18 protein-coding genes are annotated in these 18,735 nt (G+C 63.6%); 7 read left to right on the top strand and 11 right to left on the bottom strand.

Features of this window, described 5'->3' with window-relative positions:
- Window positions 1-581: 581 nt before the first annotated feature.
- The 5 genes from QX073_RS17965 to QX073_RS17945 form a co-directional block, all read right to left on the bottom strand.
- The gene (locus QX073_RS17965) at window positions 582-1,307 is read right to left on the bottom strand and encodes an alpha/beta hydrolase (protein ID WP_042340409.1); all 726 of its coding nucleotides are present in this window, start codon (window positions 1,305-1,307) and stop codon (window positions 582-584) included.
- A gap of 97 nt (window positions 1,308-1,404) precedes the next feature.
- Entirely contained in the window at window positions 1,405-2,295 is an 891-nt protein-coding gene (locus QX073_RS17960; protein ID WP_316226114.1) for an alpha/beta hydrolase, read from the bottom strand.
- A 159-nt stretch (window positions 2,296-2,454) separates the two neighbouring features.
- Window positions 2,455-2,745 (bottom strand): putative quinol monooxygenase, encoded by a 291-nt coding sequence (locus QX073_RS17955; RefSeq protein WP_315706373.1) that lies wholly within the window; start codon window positions 2,743-2,745, stop codon window positions 2,455-2,457.
- A gap of 70 nt (window positions 2,746-2,815) precedes the next feature.
- Window positions 2,816-3,487: a type 1 glutamine amidotransferase domain-containing protein gene (locus QX073_RS17950; protein WP_015669964.1), complete on the bottom strand. Its 672-nt coding sequence runs from the start codon at window positions 3,485-3,487 to the stop codon at window positions 2,816-2,818.
- 91 nt (window positions 3,488-3,578) lie between these two features.
- On the bottom strand, window positions 3,579-4,514 hold the full coding sequence (locus tag QX073_RS17945) for a helix-turn-helix domain-containing protein (RefSeq protein ID WP_015669965.1): 936 nt from the start codon (window positions 4,512-4,514) through the stop codon (window positions 3,579-3,581).
- A gap of 338 nt (window positions 4,515-4,852) precedes the next feature.
- On the opposite strand from QX073_RS17945, the gene QX073_RS17940 reads away from it, so the two are divergent.
- From QX073_RS17940 to QX073_RS17915, 6 genes are all read left to right on the top strand, one after another.
- Window positions 4,853-5,608 (top strand): alpha/beta fold hydrolase, encoded by a 756-nt coding sequence (locus QX073_RS17940; RefSeq protein WP_015669966.1) that lies wholly within the window; start codon window positions 4,853-4,855, stop codon window positions 5,606-5,608.
- A gap of 55 nt (window positions 5,609-5,663) precedes the next feature.
- On the top strand, window positions 5,664-6,671 hold the full coding sequence (locus QX073_RS17935; RefSeq protein ID WP_316159289.1) for an aldo/keto reductase: 1,008 nt from the start codon (window positions 5,664-5,666) through the stop codon (window positions 6,669-6,671).
- Between the two features lie 202 nt (window positions 6,672-6,873).
- Complete coding sequence (locus QX073_RS17930) at window positions 6,874-9,762, top strand: ATP-binding protein (protein WP_315706375.1); 2,889 nt, start codon at window positions 6,874-6,876, stop codon at window positions 9,760-9,762.
- A 512-nt stretch (window positions 9,763-10,274) separates the two neighbouring features.
- Complete coding sequence (locus tag QX073_RS17925) at window positions 10,275-10,505, top strand: helix-turn-helix domain-containing protein (protein WP_083938734.1); 231 nt, start codon at window positions 10,275-10,277, stop codon at window positions 10,503-10,505.
- 73 nt (window positions 10,506-10,578) lie between these two features.
- Entirely contained in the window at window positions 10,579-10,773 is a 195-nt protein-coding gene (locus QX073_RS17920; RefSeq protein WP_315752322.1) for a JAB domain-containing protein, read from the top strand.
- Window positions 10,774-10,922: 149 nt separating this feature from the next.
- Entirely contained in the window at window positions 10,923-11,636 is a 714-nt protein-coding gene (locus QX073_RS17915) for a hypothetical protein (protein ID WP_315752254.1), read from the top strand.
- A gap of 11 nt (window positions 11,637-11,647) precedes the next feature.
- Here the strand turns inward: QX073_RS17915 and QX073_RS17910 are convergent, their stop codons facing one another.
- Window positions 11,648-12,508 carry a DMT family transporter gene (locus tag QX073_RS17910; RefSeq protein ID WP_315715304.1) on the bottom strand — a complete coding sequence of 287 codons (861 nt, stop codon included), beginning with the start codon at window positions 12,506-12,508 and terminating at the stop codon, window positions 11,648-11,650.
- A gap of 85 nt (window positions 12,509-12,593) precedes the next feature.
- On the opposite strand from QX073_RS17910, the gene QX073_RS17905 reads away from it, so the two are divergent.
- The gene (locus tag QX073_RS17905) at window positions 12,594-14,069 is read left to right on the top strand and encodes a PLP-dependent aminotransferase family protein (protein ID WP_315752255.1); all 1,476 of its coding nucleotides are present in this window, start codon (window positions 12,594-12,596) and stop codon (window positions 14,067-14,069) included.
- A 3-nt stretch (window positions 14,070-14,072) separates the two neighbouring features.
- On the opposite strand, the gene QX073_RS17900 is transcribed toward QX073_RS17905, so the two are convergent.
- From QX073_RS17900 to QX073_RS17880, 5 genes are all read right to left on the bottom strand, one after another.
- A complete protein-coding gene (locus QX073_RS17900) occupies window positions 14,073-14,402 on the bottom strand; it encodes a hypothetical protein (protein WP_315715302.1) in 330 nt (109 codons plus the stop codon).
- A 107-nt stretch (window positions 14,403-14,509) separates the two neighbouring features.
- Window positions 14,510-16,162 (bottom strand): PAS-domain containing protein, encoded by a 1,653-nt coding sequence (locus QX073_RS17895; RefSeq protein ID WP_316200507.1) that lies wholly within the window; start codon window positions 16,160-16,162, stop codon window positions 14,510-14,512.
- A gap of 159 nt (window positions 16,163-16,321) precedes the next feature.
- Complete coding sequence (locus tag QX073_RS17890) at window positions 16,322-16,918, bottom strand: AprI/Inh family metalloprotease inhibitor (protein WP_315715433.1); 597 nt, start codon at window positions 16,916-16,918, stop codon at window positions 16,322-16,324.
- Between the two features lie 92 nt (window positions 16,919-17,010).
- Window positions 17,011-17,994: a 2-hydroxyacid dehydrogenase gene (locus QX073_RS17885; protein ID WP_315825482.1), complete on the bottom strand. Its 984-nt coding sequence runs from the start codon at window positions 17,992-17,994 to the stop codon at window positions 17,011-17,013.
- Entirely contained in the window at window positions 17,994-18,722 is a 729-nt protein-coding gene (locus QX073_RS17880) for an ABC transporter permease (RefSeq protein WP_315715432.1), read from the bottom strand. Before QX073_RS17880 ends, QX073_RS17885 begins: the two co-directional genes overlap by 1 nt.
- Window positions 18,723-18,735 lie beyond the last annotated feature (13 nt).

Genomic DNA, 18,735 nt, shown 5'->3' with positions numbered 1-18,735 from the left:
CACAACGCGCCAATTCGTCCTCGAAACAGATGGCGTTCACGACGAAACTACTGCCGACTTTTTCAACGGAATCGACCCAAAGCCGATCAGCGGCAGCATCCCCGGCGAAAGACTGGTTTTGGTCCAGAGACATCCGCACTTTGTTCAACGGCTCCTTAGCCCACGCGGACGGTATAGAGAAATTTTGGCGAATTAGACCAGCAATCGGTTACTATCACCAGACGATACTGAGCAGCTGCTTCCACACGCTATAGCCGCAACTCGCGAAAGCACTCTGCCAGCGAATGACGCACCCCAGCCTGTTCTAATCAATCCAGTTGCTGAATGTATTTGCAGCGCTGGGCCGAGCATATGCGCGATCAGAATTGCGATCTGTCTGGGCATCGCTGAGAGGACAAACAACCTGCGCCCGCGCTTCGTTGGTTGCGGATAGACGAGCTGTACGACGGGCTTGGCGTACGAAGGCCATAATCCTTCGCGCGCCCCGAGGTTGATGCATCCTGCGCTGACCCATCAGCACACAACCCGCCGTCTTCATTAGCGTCGCTAGGCCTCGAATAAGTTGATCCGTTTTGCGTCGATTACCGGTCGGCAGACTCGATAAACGCGGCCACCTCCCGCGGATGAGACAGCATCACTGCGTGGCTGCTATTTATTTCTTCCACTCGCGCACCGCTTCGCTTAGCCATCTTTCTCTGTGAACTGGGGGTTATCATGCGGTCCTGAGACGGGATCAGGAAGGAACTCGGCTTTGCCTTCCAGCCCACTTTTGTGGTCTTGGCTTCGACGGCTTTCAGTCCCCATGGCACTTGCGCGGCCGCCATGAACTCAGTCAGCGCCGCAGGGGAATCCGCCGCAAAGGAAGTCGGGAACTTCACGGGATCGACCAGCAGGTAACCGTCTTGCGGCGGCAGCAGGGGCGCCTTCGCCTCGCCAGGCTCTGCCGGCCAGTCATTCAGGGATGCGGCAGATTCGCCAGCGTCCGGCGCAAAGGCCGCGATGTAAGCCAGGCTCTTGACCTTCGGATTGTCGCCAGCCTGTGTGATCACCATGCCGCCATACGAGTGGCCAACCAGCACAACAGGGTATTTGGCTGCTGCGATCACGGCTTCCGTGGCGGCGACGTCACCCTCGAGCGTGATGGTCGGATTCTGGACCACCAGCACTTCGTATCCGCCCTTTTTAAGGAGATCGTATACCGCTTGCCAGCCTGAGCCATCGACAAACGCGCCGTGCACAAGGACGACCGATGTCGTTTTCTGTTGCTGAGCTCCCGCGGAGTTCGACGTGATAGCGAGCGCGCACATTGCCAGCAGAGATGCCAAATAGTTCACAGGAATTCCTTTCGTGTTGTGGGGCGTCGTGATAGATCGGCTACCTTTAAGTTCGTGCGAAAGTCTTGCGTCAGGGCCGTTCATTCGTTCGGTCGAGGAAGTCGCTGATCAGCGGCGCCATCACGTCGAGTTGGTCCTCAAGTGCGAAGTGACCGGTGTCGAGGATGTGTAACTCGGCGTCTGGCAAGTCGCGCAAATAGGAATGTGCGCCGGCTTCAGCGAAGACCTTGTCGTTCTTGCCCCAGAGGATTAGAGCGGGCGGCTTCCTTTCGCGGAAAAACGCTTGGAACGCCGGATAAAGCGGGATATTGGTCGCGTGGTCGTAGAGCAGGTCGAGCTGAATGTCCTTATTGCCGGGACGATCCAGCAGCGCTTGGTCTTGCACCCAATTGTCAGGACTTATGCGCGTCAGATCGCGGACGCCATCGGTGTATAGGAATTTAGTCGCGCGGAGAGAGACGAGGGATGAAAGCGCATTCCTCCGCTCCTCCGTTCCTTCCCTCCAATACGCCTTGATCGGGTCCCAAGCTTCCCGCAATCCTTCTTCGTAAGCGTTGCCGTTCTGGATGATGAGGGCAGTCACGCGCTCCGGATGCTTGAGGGCGAGGCGATAGCCGACCGGTGCGCCGTAATCCATGACGTACATGGTGTAGCGTTTCGCTCCGAGTTGATTCAGCAAGGCGTCGATCATCTCGGCATAGTTCGCAAAACTATAGGAAAAGCGGTTGCGATCCGGCGCATCGCTTTGCCCGAAGCCGGGGTAATCCGGCGCGATGATACGGTATCGGTGGGCTAGATTCGGAATCAGATTGCGGAACATGTGTGAGGACGTCGGAAAGCCGTGCAGAAGGAGAACGACGGGCCCATCTGCTGGCCCAGCTTCGCGGTAGAACACGTTCACGCCGCTGATGGCGGCCGTGCGGTAATGAACGGTTAAATCGCCTACGCTGCCGTCGGGCATTGGCCCGCAACGATGAGCGGGCGTTGCCCCCGGTCCACATGCAGAAGCCGTGGACCTCCCGAGCGATGGATGTGCGCTTACAATGGTTAAGGCGATGAGAGTCGCGCAAGAAAGGCGCATGGCAACTCCTTTATACGGTACGTCGTTCCTCAAACCCGATTATCTCACGTCTACGGATTCCGCGATTACTGCCGTACGTTCGGCCAGTTCGGGAACCCTGGCCAAGTAGGCCTGGTAATGTTGCGAGGCGCGATGTGCTTCGACCGCAGTGATATCTCGGTAGAGCTCATCAAGGACGTAACGATGATCGTTCGAAGTGTCGCGCCAAACGTCCCAACGCAGATTACCGGGCTCTGCCCTGCAATGCGGCGCAAGGCCGACCAGAAGTTCTCTCAGCTCATCGCTTTTGCCGGGGTGAGCAACCAGAAGAGCAGTAATCTTCGACGGCATCGCGATCGACCAAAACTTTTCAGAGTGACTGCTGGCTTCAGTTCAGCCAGGCGATGTTCGGCTGCCTGTCTTATAATTTTCTCAGTGCTGCCAGCAGCTCTTTTGCCAGGCGCCCGGCTGAGGCGGGATTCTGGCCGGTGATGAGACGTCCATCGACGACAACGTGAGGTTCCCAGTTTGCCACGGACGTATATTCGGCGCCCTCTGCCCGCAGGGCGTCCTCAAGTTCGTAGGGAACATCTTCGCGCGCGTAGTCGTACTCTTCCTTCTTCGAGAACGAAGTCAGCTTCTTGCCCTGCACGAATGGCTTGCCATCGCCAAGGTCCACCCCGAGAAGCGCGCACGGACCGTGACAAACGGCCGTCACGAATTTTCCCGTGCTCCAGGCGCGCACGACTGCATTTTGAACGATGGGGTTACGCTGGATGTCGACCATCGGCCCGAGCCCGCCGGGCACGAGAATAGCATCAAAATCCGCAGCATCCACCTCGGCAAGTTTGCGGCTGCGATTGAGGCGGCGAAAAGCCTTGCTTTCAAGAAAGGCCTTTTCCGCAGGATCTTTCTCGTCGTAGGCATCGTAGGGCGTCCATCCGCCTCTCAAGGAAGCGAACTCAACGGCGATGCCTGCCTTGTCAAGAACATCGAACGGATGCGCGACCTCGGCGAAAAAGAAGCCCGTCTTACGATTTTGCGGGCCGATCACCGCTGCGTTGCTGACGATAAACAGGACGTGTTGAGTCATGATTCGTTTCCTGGAGGTATCCATAAAGTCGAAGAGCGCCGCAACGACACTACCCGCGCGGCCCAGAACCGTATTTCCGAATCCTGCGGGATCATGAGCAATCCCTGCGGTACTCCGCATCGGAACGATCGGCATTCACCTCGATCTGGCCGCAGCACAACTCGCGATACTGCCCCGGCGTAAGGCTTGCGGCCTTGCGGAAGACGCGCGTGAAGTTTGCTTGCGAGCCAAAACCGAACTCCAGGGCGATTTCGACCAGCGACAGTCGGTTGCGCGCGAGCTCGTGCCGCGCAGCCTGGACGCGCCGATCGGTCACGTATCGGTGCGGTGACAATCCCGTCGCCTCGCGAAACAGCCGGGAGAAATGATAGGGGCTGAGACAGGCCTGAGCCGCCAGATCCTCGAGTCTGATTTCGTCTCCCAGAGACGACTCGATATAATCGAGCACGCGCTGCAGGCGCCGTGGATCGAGCGACGGAGACCTGTCGGGCGCACGCCAGCGGTCGATCGTATAGTTGCCCAGGAGATGCGCTGCAAGCGCGACTTGAATTCCCTCCACGAACAGCGCGTCAGTCGACTGGCGCGGACGATGAAGCAGATCCCGAAGCGGCGAGCAGATGTGGAAGAGCACCTGGTCCGTCAGACCGTGGGCGTAGGCGATCTCGATCCTTGCCGGATCGATATTGAAGTCCGCAAGCGCGCTCTGGTCCAGCAGCGCCGGCGGGAGGTAGAGGTGAAGACACTCCATCCGGTCCGAAAGCTCGAGATGGCTCTCCTGCGTCCCGACCGGAACGAGGTAGCTCATGCCGGGGCGCGCGAGGCTTTTCTGGACTTCACCGTTGCCGGTGCGACACACCATCCCGCCGCCGGACAGTAGCATTACCAGTTCGGTGCAGATAGGCACCGGCGTCGCCTGGCGCCCCGCTTCGAACTTGCGATGTTCGATGCTCAGCCCTGGCCAATCGTTGGCCGCCGCGAGCTTCTCGCTGTTCTGGTACTTCTGATCTCCATGAGTCACGAGTGCCATCACGACCTCCGCAAGTTGCGGCGAATCCCGGCCCCGTATCGCAAGAGAGCGATCATTCCATCCGGTAAATGAGTGCAGCCCCGGCCCGCTGCCACGCCGATCCTGAATTTCTCACAAGGACCGATAGCGAAGTCCAGAGGCGGCACGGTTAAAAGAAGTAAAAGGCAAGCAAAGCAAAAGGTTGGAGCACGCGCACCGCCGCTTCGAAAGCTGCTCTCATCGAAGATGAGCAAGATGCGTCCATCGTCGCGCAGGAATCGGGAATACCGCAACTTCTCAGCTGCGCTAATGAAGCTCATCAAACGGCAATGTCGCCGTATCAAGGATCGGAGCCTGCTATGAAGCCGCTTATTTCCGCGCTTGTTGCAATGTCGATCGCAACGGCCGTCCCCGCGGTGGCCGCCGAGAAGACCGTTTCCATCGTCCTTGTCCACGGCGCTTTCGTCGACGGCTCGGGCTGGAAGGACACCTACGACATTCTCTCGAATGCGGGCTATGAAGTGCTCGTCGTCCAGCAGCCGACGATCTCGCTTCGTGACGATGTCGCGGAGACCGAACGCGTGATCGCCAAGGCGCGGCATCCGGTCATCCTCGTCGGACATTCCTATGGTGGCATGGTCATCACGGAGGCCGGCGACAATCCGAAGGTTCAGAGCCTTGTCTATCTCGCGGCATATGCTCCCGACGCCGGAGAGTCTGTCAGCACGCTGTCGGAAGGCTCAGTGCCCGCCGGCGAGCAAAAGGGTCCGCTCGTCGTCGAAGGCAACTTTATCTTCGTCGACCGCGACAAATTCCCGACCTCTTTCGCCGGCGGCGTCGACGCTGCGACCGCGCGCTTCATGGCTGCGGCGCAATTGCCGTTTGGATTGCAGGCGGTGCAGTCCAAGGTCGACCGCGTGGCCTGGAAGACCAAGCCGACCTATTACATGGTCACGATGGAGGATCACATTATCCCGCCGACCTGGCTGCGCACCATGGCCAAGCGCTCGGGCGCGAAGGTGACGGAGATCAAAAGCGGCCACGCGGTGATGCTGTCGCATCCGCGCGAGGTCGCGGCCTTCATCAGAAGCGCGGATACCTCCGCGACCGAATGAGACGGGCGGCGCCGCGCACGGGCGGACTTGCCTGTCGCAGACGAGGACACGCAACATGGCCCTCAAGAATATTCTGCCGGGAAGATTGGGCTTCGGCGCGGCGCCGCTCGGCAACATGTTTCGCGACATCCCGGAGCAGGAAGCGCTCGCGACGGTGAGTGCGGCCTGGGACGACGGCATCCGCTATTTCGACACCGCGCCCTTCTATGGCGCGGGTCTTGCCGAGATCCGCATGGGCGCCGCGCTCGCCGACCGGCCGCGAAGCGATTATGTCGTCAGCACCAAGGTCGGAAGATTGATCCTGGACGAGATCGAGGATGTCGGCGCCCGCGACCTCGGCGAGAAGGGGGATGTGTTCAAATACGGGCGTCCGAACAAGATTGTGAACGACTATTCCGAAGACGCGACGCTGCGCTCGATCGAAGACAGTCTGAAGCGGCTCGCGACCTCCCACATCGACATCGCCTTCGTGCATGACGTGGCGCAGGACTTCTACGGCGACGAATGGCTTTCGGTGTTCGAAAGCGCACGCAAGGGGGCGTTCAAGGCGCTCGACCGGCTACGCGACGAAGGCGTGATCAAGGCGTGGGGCCTCGGCGTCAACCGGGTCGAGCCGATCGAACTGCTGCTGGCGCTGGAAGAGCCGCGCCCCGACGGCTTCCTTCTCGCGGGCCGCTACACGCTGCTCGACCATGCGAGGGCGCTTCAGCGTGTGATCCCGATGGTTGCGGAGCATGAGCTCGCGATTGTCGTCGGCGGCCCCTACAGTTCGGGCGCGTTCGTCGGCGGCCCGAATTTTGAATATGCGCCGGCGCCCCCGGAAATCATCGACAAGGTGGGGAGGATCAAGGCAATCGCCGACCGCTACGGCATCAGCATGAAGGCGGCGGGCCTCCAGTTCGTGCTGGCTAACCCGGTGGTGGCTGCCGTCATTCCCGGCGCGAGCCGTCCAGGCCGCATTGCCGAGGATCGCGCCGCGCTCGAGGAAGTCGTCCCCGTCGATTTCTGGCGCGAGCTGCGCTCGCAGGCGCTCGTCAACTCCGCAGCTCCGCTCCCCGGTTGAAGTGGGTGTGAGAGGGTGGTTCGCCGAGGTTCCGACCAATGAAGCGTCGAGATTGTGAGCACAGCGGTTCTTCGCAAGCCAAAAAAATAGCCACACCCGCGTGGTTTTGCGCAGCGGTCGTGAAAGTCAGAACGGCTCACTTCAACAAGTTTGCAGTGCATGATAATACCAAGCGATCTCTTCGATCGATTGGCAATGCGAAATGCGGACGGCCAGACGGCAACGGGGCGCACCTCGACAGAAGCTGACATTCAGCTTCGGCCCGTTTCGACTGGTCCCCGGCCGTCAGTTGCTTCTTCTAGACGAGCGCCCCGTCAAGATTGGCGGACGCGCCTTCGAGCTCTTGCGGCTGCTGGTGCAGCGCCGCGGCGAGCTGGTCAGCAAGAACGAGCTGATGGCGGCAGCCTGGCCGGGCACGTTCGTCCACGACAGCAATCTTAAGGTCAATATGTGGAGCTTGCGGCGCTCGCTGGGAGATACCCAGATCGAGCCCATCTACATCGCGACCGTGGCGCGGCGTGGGTACAAGTTCATCGCCGATGTCCGGGTCGGCATCGGCGAGATCGAGGGGGAGCCTGCGCTGGCCGATCCGCTCCCGCTTTCGCATGCGCCATCGCCGCGCGGCATCGTCGGCCGCGAAGCCGATATCGTTGAAATCGCCGATCTGCTCGCCGAGGACAGGCACGTGACCCTGACCGGCGCAGGAGGGATCGGTAAGACGACCGTAGCCCTGGCCGTCGCCCAGGCGTTCGTGTCAAGGTATCGCGACGGCGTCTGCTTCATTGATCTCGCGACAATCTCCGATCCTACTCTGTTCGGCGCGGCGCTCGTGACGGCACTCGGTATCCGAGGCAATACGGACATGGGGCTGGCTGCTGTCCTCGACTATCTGAGGCCGCGGCAGATGCTGCTCATCCTCGACAATTGCGAGCATGTGCTGCCAGCCGCCACGATCTTTGCCAGCAAGTTCATGACGGACACATCGCCATCCCGGCTGCTTGCCACGAGTCGCGAGCCGCTCGGCACCACCACTGAGCACGTCGTGCGGCTTGGCTCTCTATCTGCTCCGAGTTCAGGCCTTGGGCTGTCGGTGGATCAGGCCGTCAGATTCCCGGCGGTGGAGTTGTTCGTTCGACGCGCCGCCGAATGGTCGGATTACGAGTTCGTCGACGAGGATTGCGACGCCATCGCAGCGGTCTGTCATTCGCTGGACGGGCTTCCCCTAGCCATCGAATTGGCTGCCGCCCAGATCGGCAGGTTCACCCCGCGGGAGCTGTTGGTCGTCCTCGATCAGAGGCTTGGCTTTAGCGCGACCGGGGCCGCCGCCGGGCCGCCGCGCCATGAAACCCTGATGGCAACGATCGATTGGAGCTACCGGCTGCTGTCGCAGACGGAAGCCAGGCTCTTCGCCCTGCTGTCAGTGTTCAGTGACGGGTTCGAGCACGAGGATGCGGTCTTCGTCGCGGAAGCGGCAGGTCTCACGCCGATCGACGTCGCGACCGCACTCGGCAGTCTCGTCGCCAAATCACTGTTGAGCGCGCAGGCGCGGGGCGCGAGCCTGCGCTACCGGCTGCTCGATAGCACGCGTCGCTATGCCGCCGAGCGGCGTCGGGGCGATCCGGCGTGCAGCGGGGCGATGCGCCGCCATGCGGAGCGCATGGCTGCGCTGTTCGAGCAATCCGAGGAGGATTGGAAATGGCGCGAGCCGACCGATTGGACCGAGCGCTACCTTGGCCGCATTGCCGATTTGAGAAGTGCGCTTTCATGGTCGTTCGGCGAGCAGGGCGATGACATCCTCGGAATCAGGCTTGCGGTTGCTGCGATCACCCTGTGGTCGGAGACCTCCATCCTGTCGGAGGCGCAAGCGCGGTTGGAGGTCGCACTCGCGTTGGCCAAGCGCGTTCCATGCGACGATCTGTCCAAGGCAAAGCTCGCCTGTGCCCTCGGATGGAGCCTCTTCTACGCCCGCAAGAGTTCGAACGAGAACGAAGTCACCTGGCTTGACGCAATCGCATTCGCAAGGCGTGCTGACAGTGTCGACCTTCAGCAGCGCGCGCTGACGGGTTTTGCGTTCTATCTGCTCCAGATCGGCGAGATCGCACGTGCCATCACTTATCTCGAGGAGGCCACCTCGCTGGCCGACCGAGACCCCGATTCGACGGCGACATCCGAAGCCGACAAGGCCCTGGCCTGGGCCCACGCCTTCGCCGGCGAATTAAGCAAAAGCCGCCCGGTTCTCGATCGTCTCGCGTCAACCCATTCGCTAGTCCGGGGGCGTTCGCGCAAGGATGCGAATGAGGTCTACCGCTTCATCACCGTCCGCACCAACATGCCTTTTGTAGTGTGGATGCAGGGGCAGGCCGACTACGCCGCTCGACTGGCGCGTGAGGCCGTTGATGCTGCGGACCGCGGTGGCCATTGGGTGTCGCAGTCGAACGCACTTGGGCTCGCCGCACTTCCTATCTCGCTTGAAATCGGCGATCTTGACGCGCTCGATATGTTCACGGAACGCCTGCGTCGCAATCTGGAACGCGAGCGCATCTGGCGCTGGGTTTCGGTCGAGCGCTATTTCTCCGCCTGCCTGCGCGAATTGCGCAGCGATCCGCGCGCGGTGGAGGATATTCGGGCCGCGATTGACGAACTGATCGAATGCCGCTTTCTGATGCGGATCGGCAGCTATCTGGCTTTCCTCGCTCGTGCTTATCTGCGGCAAGGGCGGATCGCGCAAGCGCGTGACGCCGTCACGCGCGCCATCGACTATCAGGAAAGGCAGGGCGAGCGCTGGTGCCGCTCGGAACTTCAGCGAGTCAATGCATCTATCCTTCTTGAGGATGGCGAAACAGTCCGCGCTGAAAAGCTATTAAAGGAGGCGCTGGCTGAAGCTCGCGCTATCGGCGCGTTAACTTTCGCGCTTCGGATCGCCACCGACCTCGCCGCTCATTGGGCGGCGACAAACCGCGAGATAGACGCGGTTCAATTGCTCGCTCCGATTTTTGGCGAATTCACCGAAGGGTTTGGTACGCAAGACCTTGTTCGTGCCTCCCGATTGTTGGCTCAGATAGAGAACCGTACAAGTGGCGTAGGACTCTAAAAACATGCCCCCGAGCACAAGTTGGTGCAACTGGCAAGCCATCGGTCAGAAGGGCTACGAGTTCTGATTGGATTTTTACTCGACTTCTGGAGCGCGGCAAATGCCTCGGGCATCCGCTACTCTCGCGGATACTTCCGCTTCTGGTCCATCTCTGACCTTGCCACCGACGCCGGCTGCGTCCGGTGTTGGAGGGAAAGCGGACCAAAACGCGATTGCGCTGTGACGGTCGCTTTTGACCCTAACTCTGTGAAAACGCCGCGGGTCCGAGTTCCGAGCTCGATCCGGGCTGACGAGAAGGATCTTCCGGAGGTCCTTCGGCTCGAGCATGTCCTTCGTGATTTTCACGTGCTCGATCTCGTCGAAATATTCGGCTCGATCTCGGGTTGACGTGGACGATACGCCTTTGCGTGGCCGTTAGCCTTCTCTTTCACTATCGACAATGCATCCAGCTTCCGAGAGCGGTCAGGACCGTGAATTACTGAATTCATGGTCGCGTGATCGGGAGTGCGGCAATGGACGATCGAAAATATCTGACGCCAGAGGAAGTCTCGGAGCGCTACCGTGGCGCGGTCAGCGTCGGGACCCTTCGCAACTGGCGAGCGATGCGCGTCGGACCCGCCTTCGTCAAAATCGGGAAAGCGGTCCTATATCCGGTTGGCGAACTCGATGCTTGGGACAAGAGAAACATGGTGTCCTGCCGTGCGCCAGGACGATCACCGATGACTGGGCCTGATCAGGCGTGATGATCACGATTTGGCGTGCACTACCGTCCCCACTCTCCGTCCCCCGCTTGATGGTCGGCCTGCTAAATCCTTTATTCTTCAATTACATAGCTGCGGCGCTACGCTCATGCACAATCACCCTTCGGGCGATCCGACGCCGTCGCAGGCCGACATCCGGATGACCAAGACGATCGTGGAGATCGCCAAGCCGCTGGGCATCACGGTTCACGACCACATCATCGTCGGAAGGAATGGCCACACCAGCCTGAAGAGCATCGGGGTGATGTGAAGGCGCGACGCCGACGAGACGACGCATGCAGCGTGCTGCGGTCGGAGCTGCCAAAAGATCGCCGCGGGATGGACGAAACGTCGGGCCGGTTTGAACCGGACGTCTTCCCGCGCCGGCTAATGCGGGCGAAGCGTGGAGAGGAATGACGGATGCGCGCGCCCTTCATCGGACTGATCCTGAGCGTCCTGACCGTCACGGCGGCGGCTGCCTACGACGCCAACGATCCCGCCAATTGCAATGGCATCGGCTGGGACGATGCGCGGCCGCTCGTCGTCGCCAAAGTGAGCGGCCAGCCACGCGTGAACTTCGTCAAGAGCCCCTATGACGATGACTTCAAGGCCGCAGGCTGTCCCGCTGCGACCGACGCCTGCCGGAAGAAGGCTTACCTCGTCCGCGACGACCTCGTGCTGATCGGAAGGACCCGCGGCGATTTCGTCTGCGTCAGCTACCAGCAGCCGCATGCGAAGGCCCAGATCTGGACCACCGGCTGGTTGCCGCGCGCAGCCCTCACCGCTGTCGAGCCGATGGCCGCGCCGGCGACGGCCGACTGGTCCGGAAGCTGGGAGCACCCTGGAGGGGGACTGACGATCAGGAAGGAGGCCGGCAACCGGCTCAGGATCGAAGGCGATCAGGTGTTGCCGGCCGGGCGCGAGTTGCGCAACGGATCGCTCGGCGCGACGGCAGAGCCCAAGGGCGGCCTGATCGCCTTCGTCGACGACGGCAGCACACCGTTCGAGCGGCCGAATGCCGGCGACGAGTGCCGCGTGCGCCTGCAGCGAATCGGCGCGCTTCTGCTGGTCGAGGACAACAATGATTGCGGCGGTGCCGGCGTCAGCTTCACTGGACTCTATCATCGCAAATAGCCGCCGACGGCTCATGCCCAGCGGCGCGCCATTGCCACACAGAGGACGACGATTCCGGCTGCGGCAATCATCGTTGCCGACACCGGCTCATGCAGCAGCAGGCTCGCGAAACCGAGGCCGAGGAAGGGCTGCAGCAGTTGCAGTTGGCCCACCGTCGCAGTGCCGCCGCGCGCGAGCCCGCGGTACCAGAAGGCGAAGCCGACGAACATGCTGAAGACGGAGACGTAGGCGAGGCCCAGCCACGCCGCGGCCGTGATGTCGTGTGACGCGCCGGGCAGCGTCAGCACCGCCATCGACAGCATCAGCGGTGCAGACAACAGCAGCGCCCACGAGATCACCTGCCAGCCGCCGAGCCGGCGGGTGAGCATGGCGCCCTCGGCATAGCCCAGGCCGCAGACGACGATCGCAGCGATCATCGCGAGATCGCCGATCGGCGCCGCGACGCCGTCCCGCGACAGGGCGAAGCCCGAGACCGCCGCAGCGCCAAGTGCTGCGAACAGCCAGAACAACGGCCGCGGCCGCTCGCCGCCGCGCAGCACGCCGAACAAGGCGGTCGACAACGGCAGCAGACCGACGAACACGATCGCATGGGCCGAGGTGATGTGCTGGAGCGCCAGGGCGGTGAGCAGCGGAAAGCCGATGACGACACCGAGCGACACGACCGCCAGCGACATCAGGTCGCGCCGGCCGGGAAGCGGCTGCCGCAACAGCGTGAGACAAAGCGCGCCCAGCACGGCCGCGAGCGTCGCGCGTGCGCCCGTCAGGAACAGCGGCGAAAAACCCTCCAGTGCCGCCCGCGTCGCCGGCAGCGAGCCGCTGAAGATCGTCATGCCGATGATGCCGCTCCCCCAGCCTTCGATCGATCCCTTCATGCACGGCTCCTCCTTGCAGATCCCATAGCCCGATCGGGCTTGTTGCGGCAGCGACAGACCGATACAATTTTGACAATCTGTACTGATGCAAAGGGCAACACACTTGGGACCAGGGACGCCCGATTCCCGCCGAGGCGGCTCGCGGACCATCGCCGTGGTCGATGCGATCCGGCAGCGTCTGGCGACGCGCGCGCTCAGCGCCGGCCAGCGCCTGCCCTCGATCCGCGCCTTCGCCGCGGCGATGGGCGTGTCGCCGGCCACGGTGGTCGAGGCCTATGACCGGCTCGCCGCCGAGGGCGTGATCCGTGCCCGGCGCGGCTCCGGCTTCTATGTCGCCGACACGGCGCTGCCGCCGCTGGCCCTCGCCGATCGCGAGCCGCGCCGTCCGCGCGCGGTCGACCCGTTCTGGGTGTCGCGGCAGTCGCTCGACGCCGGACCGGGAACGCTGACGCCCGGCTGCGGCTGGCTGCCGGCCGAGTGGATGCCGCAGGACGCGCTGCGGCGCGCGGTCCGCGCGCTGGCGCGCAGCGCCGGCCCTGTTCTGAGCGATTATGGCGGAGCGCGAGGATCGCCGGCGCTACGACGGCTGCTGCAGGGCCGCCTTGCCGGCATCGGCATCGACGCGTTCAGCGAGCAGTTGGTGCTGACCTCGTCCGGCACGCAGGCGATCGACCTGATCTGCCGCATGCTGCTGCGTGCCGGCGACGCCGTGCTGGTCGACGATCCCTGCTATTTCAACTTCCTCGCGCTGCTGCGCGCGCATCAGGCGCGGATCATCAGCGTGCCGATGACGCCGGGCGGACCCGACATCGCGCAGTTCGAGGCGATACTCGCGGCCGAGCGCCCGCGGCTCTACATCACCAATTCCGGCCTGCACAATCCGACTGGGGCGACGCTGTCGCTGCAGACGGCGCACCGGCTGCTCAACGCCGCGTCGGCGCATGACACGATCATCGTCGAGGACGACATCTACGGCGATTTCGAACCCGAGCCGTCGCCGCGGCTCGCCGCACTCGACGGGCTGACGCGGGTGATCCTGGTCGGCAGCTTCTCCAAGACACTGTCGGCCTCGGTGCGCTGCGGATACATCGCGGCGCGCGCGGACTGGATCGAACCGCTGATCGACCTGCAGATCGCGACCGGCTTCGGCGGTCCCGGACAATTCGCCGCGGAGACCCTGACCCAGGTGCTGACCAGCGGCAGCTACCGCAAGCACGTCGAGGAACTGCGCGCACGGCTTGGGCGAGCACGGCCGCGCGTGGCGGCACGGCTGCAGCGCATCGGTATCGCCCCATGGCTGATGCCGCGCGGCGGCTTTCATCTGTGGTGCAGGTTGCCGGACGGCTGTACGGCAATCGAGGTGGCCCAGGCCGCGCTCGATGAACACGTGGTGCTCGCGCCCGGCGACGTCTTCAGCGCGGCGCAATCCGCCGCGACGATGATGCGCTTCAACGTCGCGCATTGCGAGGATCCGCGCGTCATCAACGCGCTGGAGCGCGCGACAAAGCCACCGGCCGCGCGTTCGTTGCGCCGCCAAGCGGCCGATTCGACCGGCGGATAAGGCTTAGTAGCAGTAGCGCGGGTGTGCGCGGACCCATGAGCCGTCGCCGCGCTGCAAATAGCAGCCATTGCGATAGGAATAATAGCCGCCACGACGGCGCTCGCCATCGGCCGCGATTGCAGCTCCGGTACCGGCCCCGATCACGGCGCCGATCGCAGCGCCCCGGCCGCCGCCGATCGCGCCGCCCAGGATCGCTCCGCCGGCGCCGCCGAGGATCGCTCCGCCGAGTACGTCCTGCGCGGCAGCCTGATGCACCGGCGCGACGACGGCGAGCGTGAGCAGCGCCGCAGCGCCGAGGCGGGTAGCAAAGGGAATCCCCAGACGTCGGATCATGGACAGGCCTCCGTTCCGGGCACGCTAGTCCGCCCGGCGTGGCCGTTCTTGATGCAGATCAAGGCGACGTCAAGGCAGGGCAATCCACGGCCTTGCCACGTGACGCATCATGCCGCCACGCGCTGATCCTGGGTGCGGTCCTCGATGATGCTGAGGAGATATTTCGGCTCGCCCTCGCCGATCGAGACCGGCAGCCGGCGCACGACGATGTCGCGCGGACCGTTCCCGGGTGTGAGGATGCTATGGGCTCGCGGCTCATCGTCGCCGCGCCCTGCGAGCTGGTCGCGGGCGGCTTCCTCGAGGATTGCGCCGGTCGGCGCGGAGAACAGTTCGCCCGGCGTGCGGCCGATGATGTCGGTGCGTGGCACGCCGAACAGGCGCTCGGCGGCGCGATTGACGAACATGTAGCGCAGCGACTGCGCATCCTTGGCCAGCACCGCCTGCGGGATGTTCTCCAGCAATGCGGCGAGGAAATATTCGGCGCGCGCGAGCTTGCGCTCGGCACGGCGCTGCGCGGTGAAATCCTCATGAGTGGCGATCCAGCCGCCGCCGTCCATCGGACGCTCCGAGATGCGGATGATGCGGCCGTCGGCGAGCTCGACCTCGACGATCTCGGCCCTTCGCTCCTTCATGCGCTCCCGTAGCGCGGCGAGGAACTCCGACGGCTTCTCGCGCAGCAGGCCCAGCTTGGCGCGATGTGCGAGAATCTCGCGTACATGCGCACCGGGCTTCGCAACCGAGGCAGGAAGGCCGTAGAGCTTGCGGTACTGCTCGTTGACGATCAGCACATAGCCGAAGCTGTCGAGCATGATCAGGCCCTGGGCCATGTTGGCGACTGCGGCATCCAGACGCTGCTGGTTGCTGAGCGCGCCCTGCTCCAGCCGCTCGTGCTCGCGCAGGATGTCGGCGTGCTGGCGCTCGATCTCGACCTCGTGCTGCTCGAGCTCCTGAATCCGGAAGGCGCCGTTCTGGAAAGTCTCCACCGCATGGGCGACCCGTCCGATCTCGTCATGGCGCCGCGCATGGGGAATCTTGAGCTTGATGCGGCCGGCGGCGATGCGGTCGGTGACGCGGGCGATGTCCAGCAGCGGCATCAGCACGCCCCAGCGCAGCGCCAGCGCCGCGGCCGCGATCAGCAGGATGATCACCGCCCCGAGCGCGCCCAGATAGAACGCGGCCATGCCGCGCGCGTCGGCCGCCTCGCCGAGCTCGCGGGTGCGGTCGGCATAGAGCCGCGACAATTTCTCGAGGTCCTCGTTGAGCGCGGTGCGCACCGCGCGATTCTCGTCATTGTCGCCGAGCTCGCGCGCCACCGACGATCCGACCGAGATCGTCTGCCGCGCCATCTCGGTGCGGAATGCGACGAACTGATCGATCCGCTTCCTGAACGGGGCGAACAGCGCGGCGTCGTCATCTGTGACCCGGCTTTCCCATTCGTCGACCACCTTGCTCAGCTGCGCGATCTTCGCAAGCTGCGAATCGGCGTAGCGCCGCGCGACGGTGCGGTCCAACGACATGTAGATGCCGCGCGATTCCATCACGACCGCGTAGATCAGCGCGTTGGTGCGCTCGATGTTGTGGGCTGCAATGGAAAGCGCTTCGAGCCGATCGTAGAACAGGCGCTGCTCGCGCAGCGCCGACAGCGCGCCCAGTGTCGACAGCATCACCAGGACGGCGAACGCGGCCGCAGCCGCAGAGATCTTGTCGTTGAGGCTGAACGACGGCAGCGACCTGTTGAACCGGCGCAACAACTCACGCATGGCGGTCCCCCTCGATGGAGTACAACCATCAGACGCAAGATGCGTAAACAACAAGTTCCAATCAGTGGAACAGGCGTGTAACCGGCCGTTAACCAAATCCGATGCCGGAAGAAGCTTGCCCGCCGCGCGGCAAGGGCGCTCAACGGCGCGCGTCTCGTCCTACTGCCTGAGCATGATCAGCGGATTGGCGCTGTCGGGCACCAGCCGCCACTGCGCATTGTCGTCCGCCTCGAACCGCCAGGTCTCGCCGCGGTCGGACATCAGCATCATCTGGCCGTGCTCGAGCCGCCACTGGCTCGGCGCGAACGCCGCGATCATGGGGTCGCATTTCGGCTTCACGAACACTTGGAAATTGTCGTGGCCGGCGTCGTTGTTGGTCAGCACCAGGCTGCAGATCGTGGCGCCATTGCCGCGGACCATGGCCCAGTCGCCGATCATCTGGTCCATCGATTTCGCCAGCGACCGCGCCGCCGCCAGGTTCTGCAGGATGTAGACGCCTTCGCCCTGGCGCAGTCCCTCGAAGATGCCGGCCTCGACCTCGGTGAAGTCGATCACCGCTTCGCCATTGGCGGCCTGGAGACTGACGATGTCGAGGCCCTTCACGTTCCAGCCGGCGATGTCCTTGGTGAAGGGCAGCGCGGCGGCGCAGCTCGGCTCCAGCTCGAGCTTCTGCCCGCGCGGCGCCGCGTCCGGCTTCAGGGTCACGACACAGGTCTTGCTGCGCTCGGTGGTCGCAAGCTCCCACTGCCCGATCATCGCTTTCTTCAGGCCGGCGGCGTCCTGCGCGACGGCAGGGACGCTCGCCACTGACGACAGCAGCGCGATCAGCATTGGGAGCGAGCGTTTCATCAGCGGCCTTTCACCGGCGTTTCCGGAACGGGCGTCAGCGGCGGCTTGCCGGCAAACCAGACCTTGAGATTGTCGACCACCAGCTGATCCATCGCGTTGCGGGTTACGATGGCAGCCGAGCCGATGTGTGGCAGCAGCACGACATTGTCCATCGCCTTGAGCTCGTCGGGTACCGCCGGCTCCTTCTCGAACACGTCGAGGCCGGCCCCGAGAATCGTGCCGGACTTCAGCGCCGCGACCAAAGCCTGCTCGTCGATCACCGAGCCGCGGGCGACGTTGACGACGACGCCCCGCGGCCCCAGCGCCTTCAGCACCTCGGCGTTGACGATTTTGTTGGTGCCGGCGCCGCCGGGCACGATCACGATGAGCGTGTCGACGTCCCTGGCCATCGCGAGCAGGTCGGGATAGTGCTTGTTGGTGACGCCCGCCGCCGGGTTGCGCGAGTGATAGACCACCGGCACCAGCGAGGCTTCGAGCCGGCGCGCGATCGCCTGGCCGATGCGGCCCATGCCGACCATGCCGACGGTGCGGTCGCGCAGCGAGCCGACGCTCAGCGGATAGGGCTTCGACGTCCACTCGCCGGAGCGCACGAAGCGGTCGGCCTTGATGAACTCGCGGCAGGTGGCGATCAGCAGACCGAGCGCGACGTCGGCGACCTCCTCGGTCAGCACGTCCGGCGTGTTGGTGACAATGATGCCGTGCTGGCCGGCATGGGCGGCCGCGATATGGTCATAGCCGACGCCGAAGCTTGCGATCATCTCCAGCTTCGGCAGCATCGCCATCACGGCGGCATCGGTCTTCACGGTGTGGAAGGTCACGGCGACGCCGCGGATCCGCCCTTTCACGTCCGCCGGCAGCGCTTCGAGATCGGCCTGCGTCGTCGCATGGTGCACGGTGAAGCCGTCCGGGAACCCTTTCTCCAGGATCGGCCGCAGCGGCCCATAGATCAGAACATCGATCTTGTCAGACGAAGTAGCCGCCATCAGTTGTCCTTTCCAAGCGCGCTCTCGTGCCAGCGCCGCAAAACGAGGTGCGAAACTAGCGCCAGCAAGCCATAGATGACAATCCCGGCGACCGACAGCAGCACCAGCGCTGCGAACATGCGGGGTATGTTGAGACGATAGCCGGATTCGGCGATGCGATAGGCGAGCCCTGAGCCCGCGCCGGCGCTGCCCGCGGCGATCTCGGCGACGACGGCGCCGATCAGCGACAGGCCGCCGGCGATGCGCAGACCGCCCAGAATGTAGGGCAGAGCGGCGGGCAATTTCAGATAGCGCAAGGTCTGCCAGCGCGAGGCGCCGTAGAGCTGGAACAGGCCGGCGAGATTGCGATCGACCGAGTTGAGCCCGAGCGCGGTGTTGGACAGCACCGGGAAGAAGCCGACGATCCAGGCGCATACGACCACCGCGGTCTGCTGCGGCAGATAGATCAGGAGCAGCGGCGCGACCGCGATCACGGGGGTGACCTGCAGCACCACGGCATAGGGAAACAGCGCCCATTCCAGCCATCTCGACTGGTTGAACAACAGCGCCAGCGCGATGCCGCCGAGCGCGGCAGCGATGAAGCCTTCGAGCGTGGTGACCAGTGTCGTCAGCAGCGACTGCGCCAGAATGTCCCAGTCGGCAACCAACGTCTTCAGGATGAGCAGCGGGCCCGGCAGCACATAGGGCTGGATGCCGTTGACGCGCACCACCAACTCCCACGCCGTCATCGCTGCGACGAAA

Source organism: Bradyrhizobium sp. SZCCHNS3052 (assembly GCF_032484495.1).
Taxonomy (GTDB): domain Bacteria; phylum Pseudomonadota; class Alphaproteobacteria; order Rhizobiales; family Xanthobacteraceae; genus Bradyrhizobium.
The sequence above is the reverse complement of the archived record's forward strand: the minus strand, read 5'-3'. Positions and strand labels throughout refer to the sequence as shown.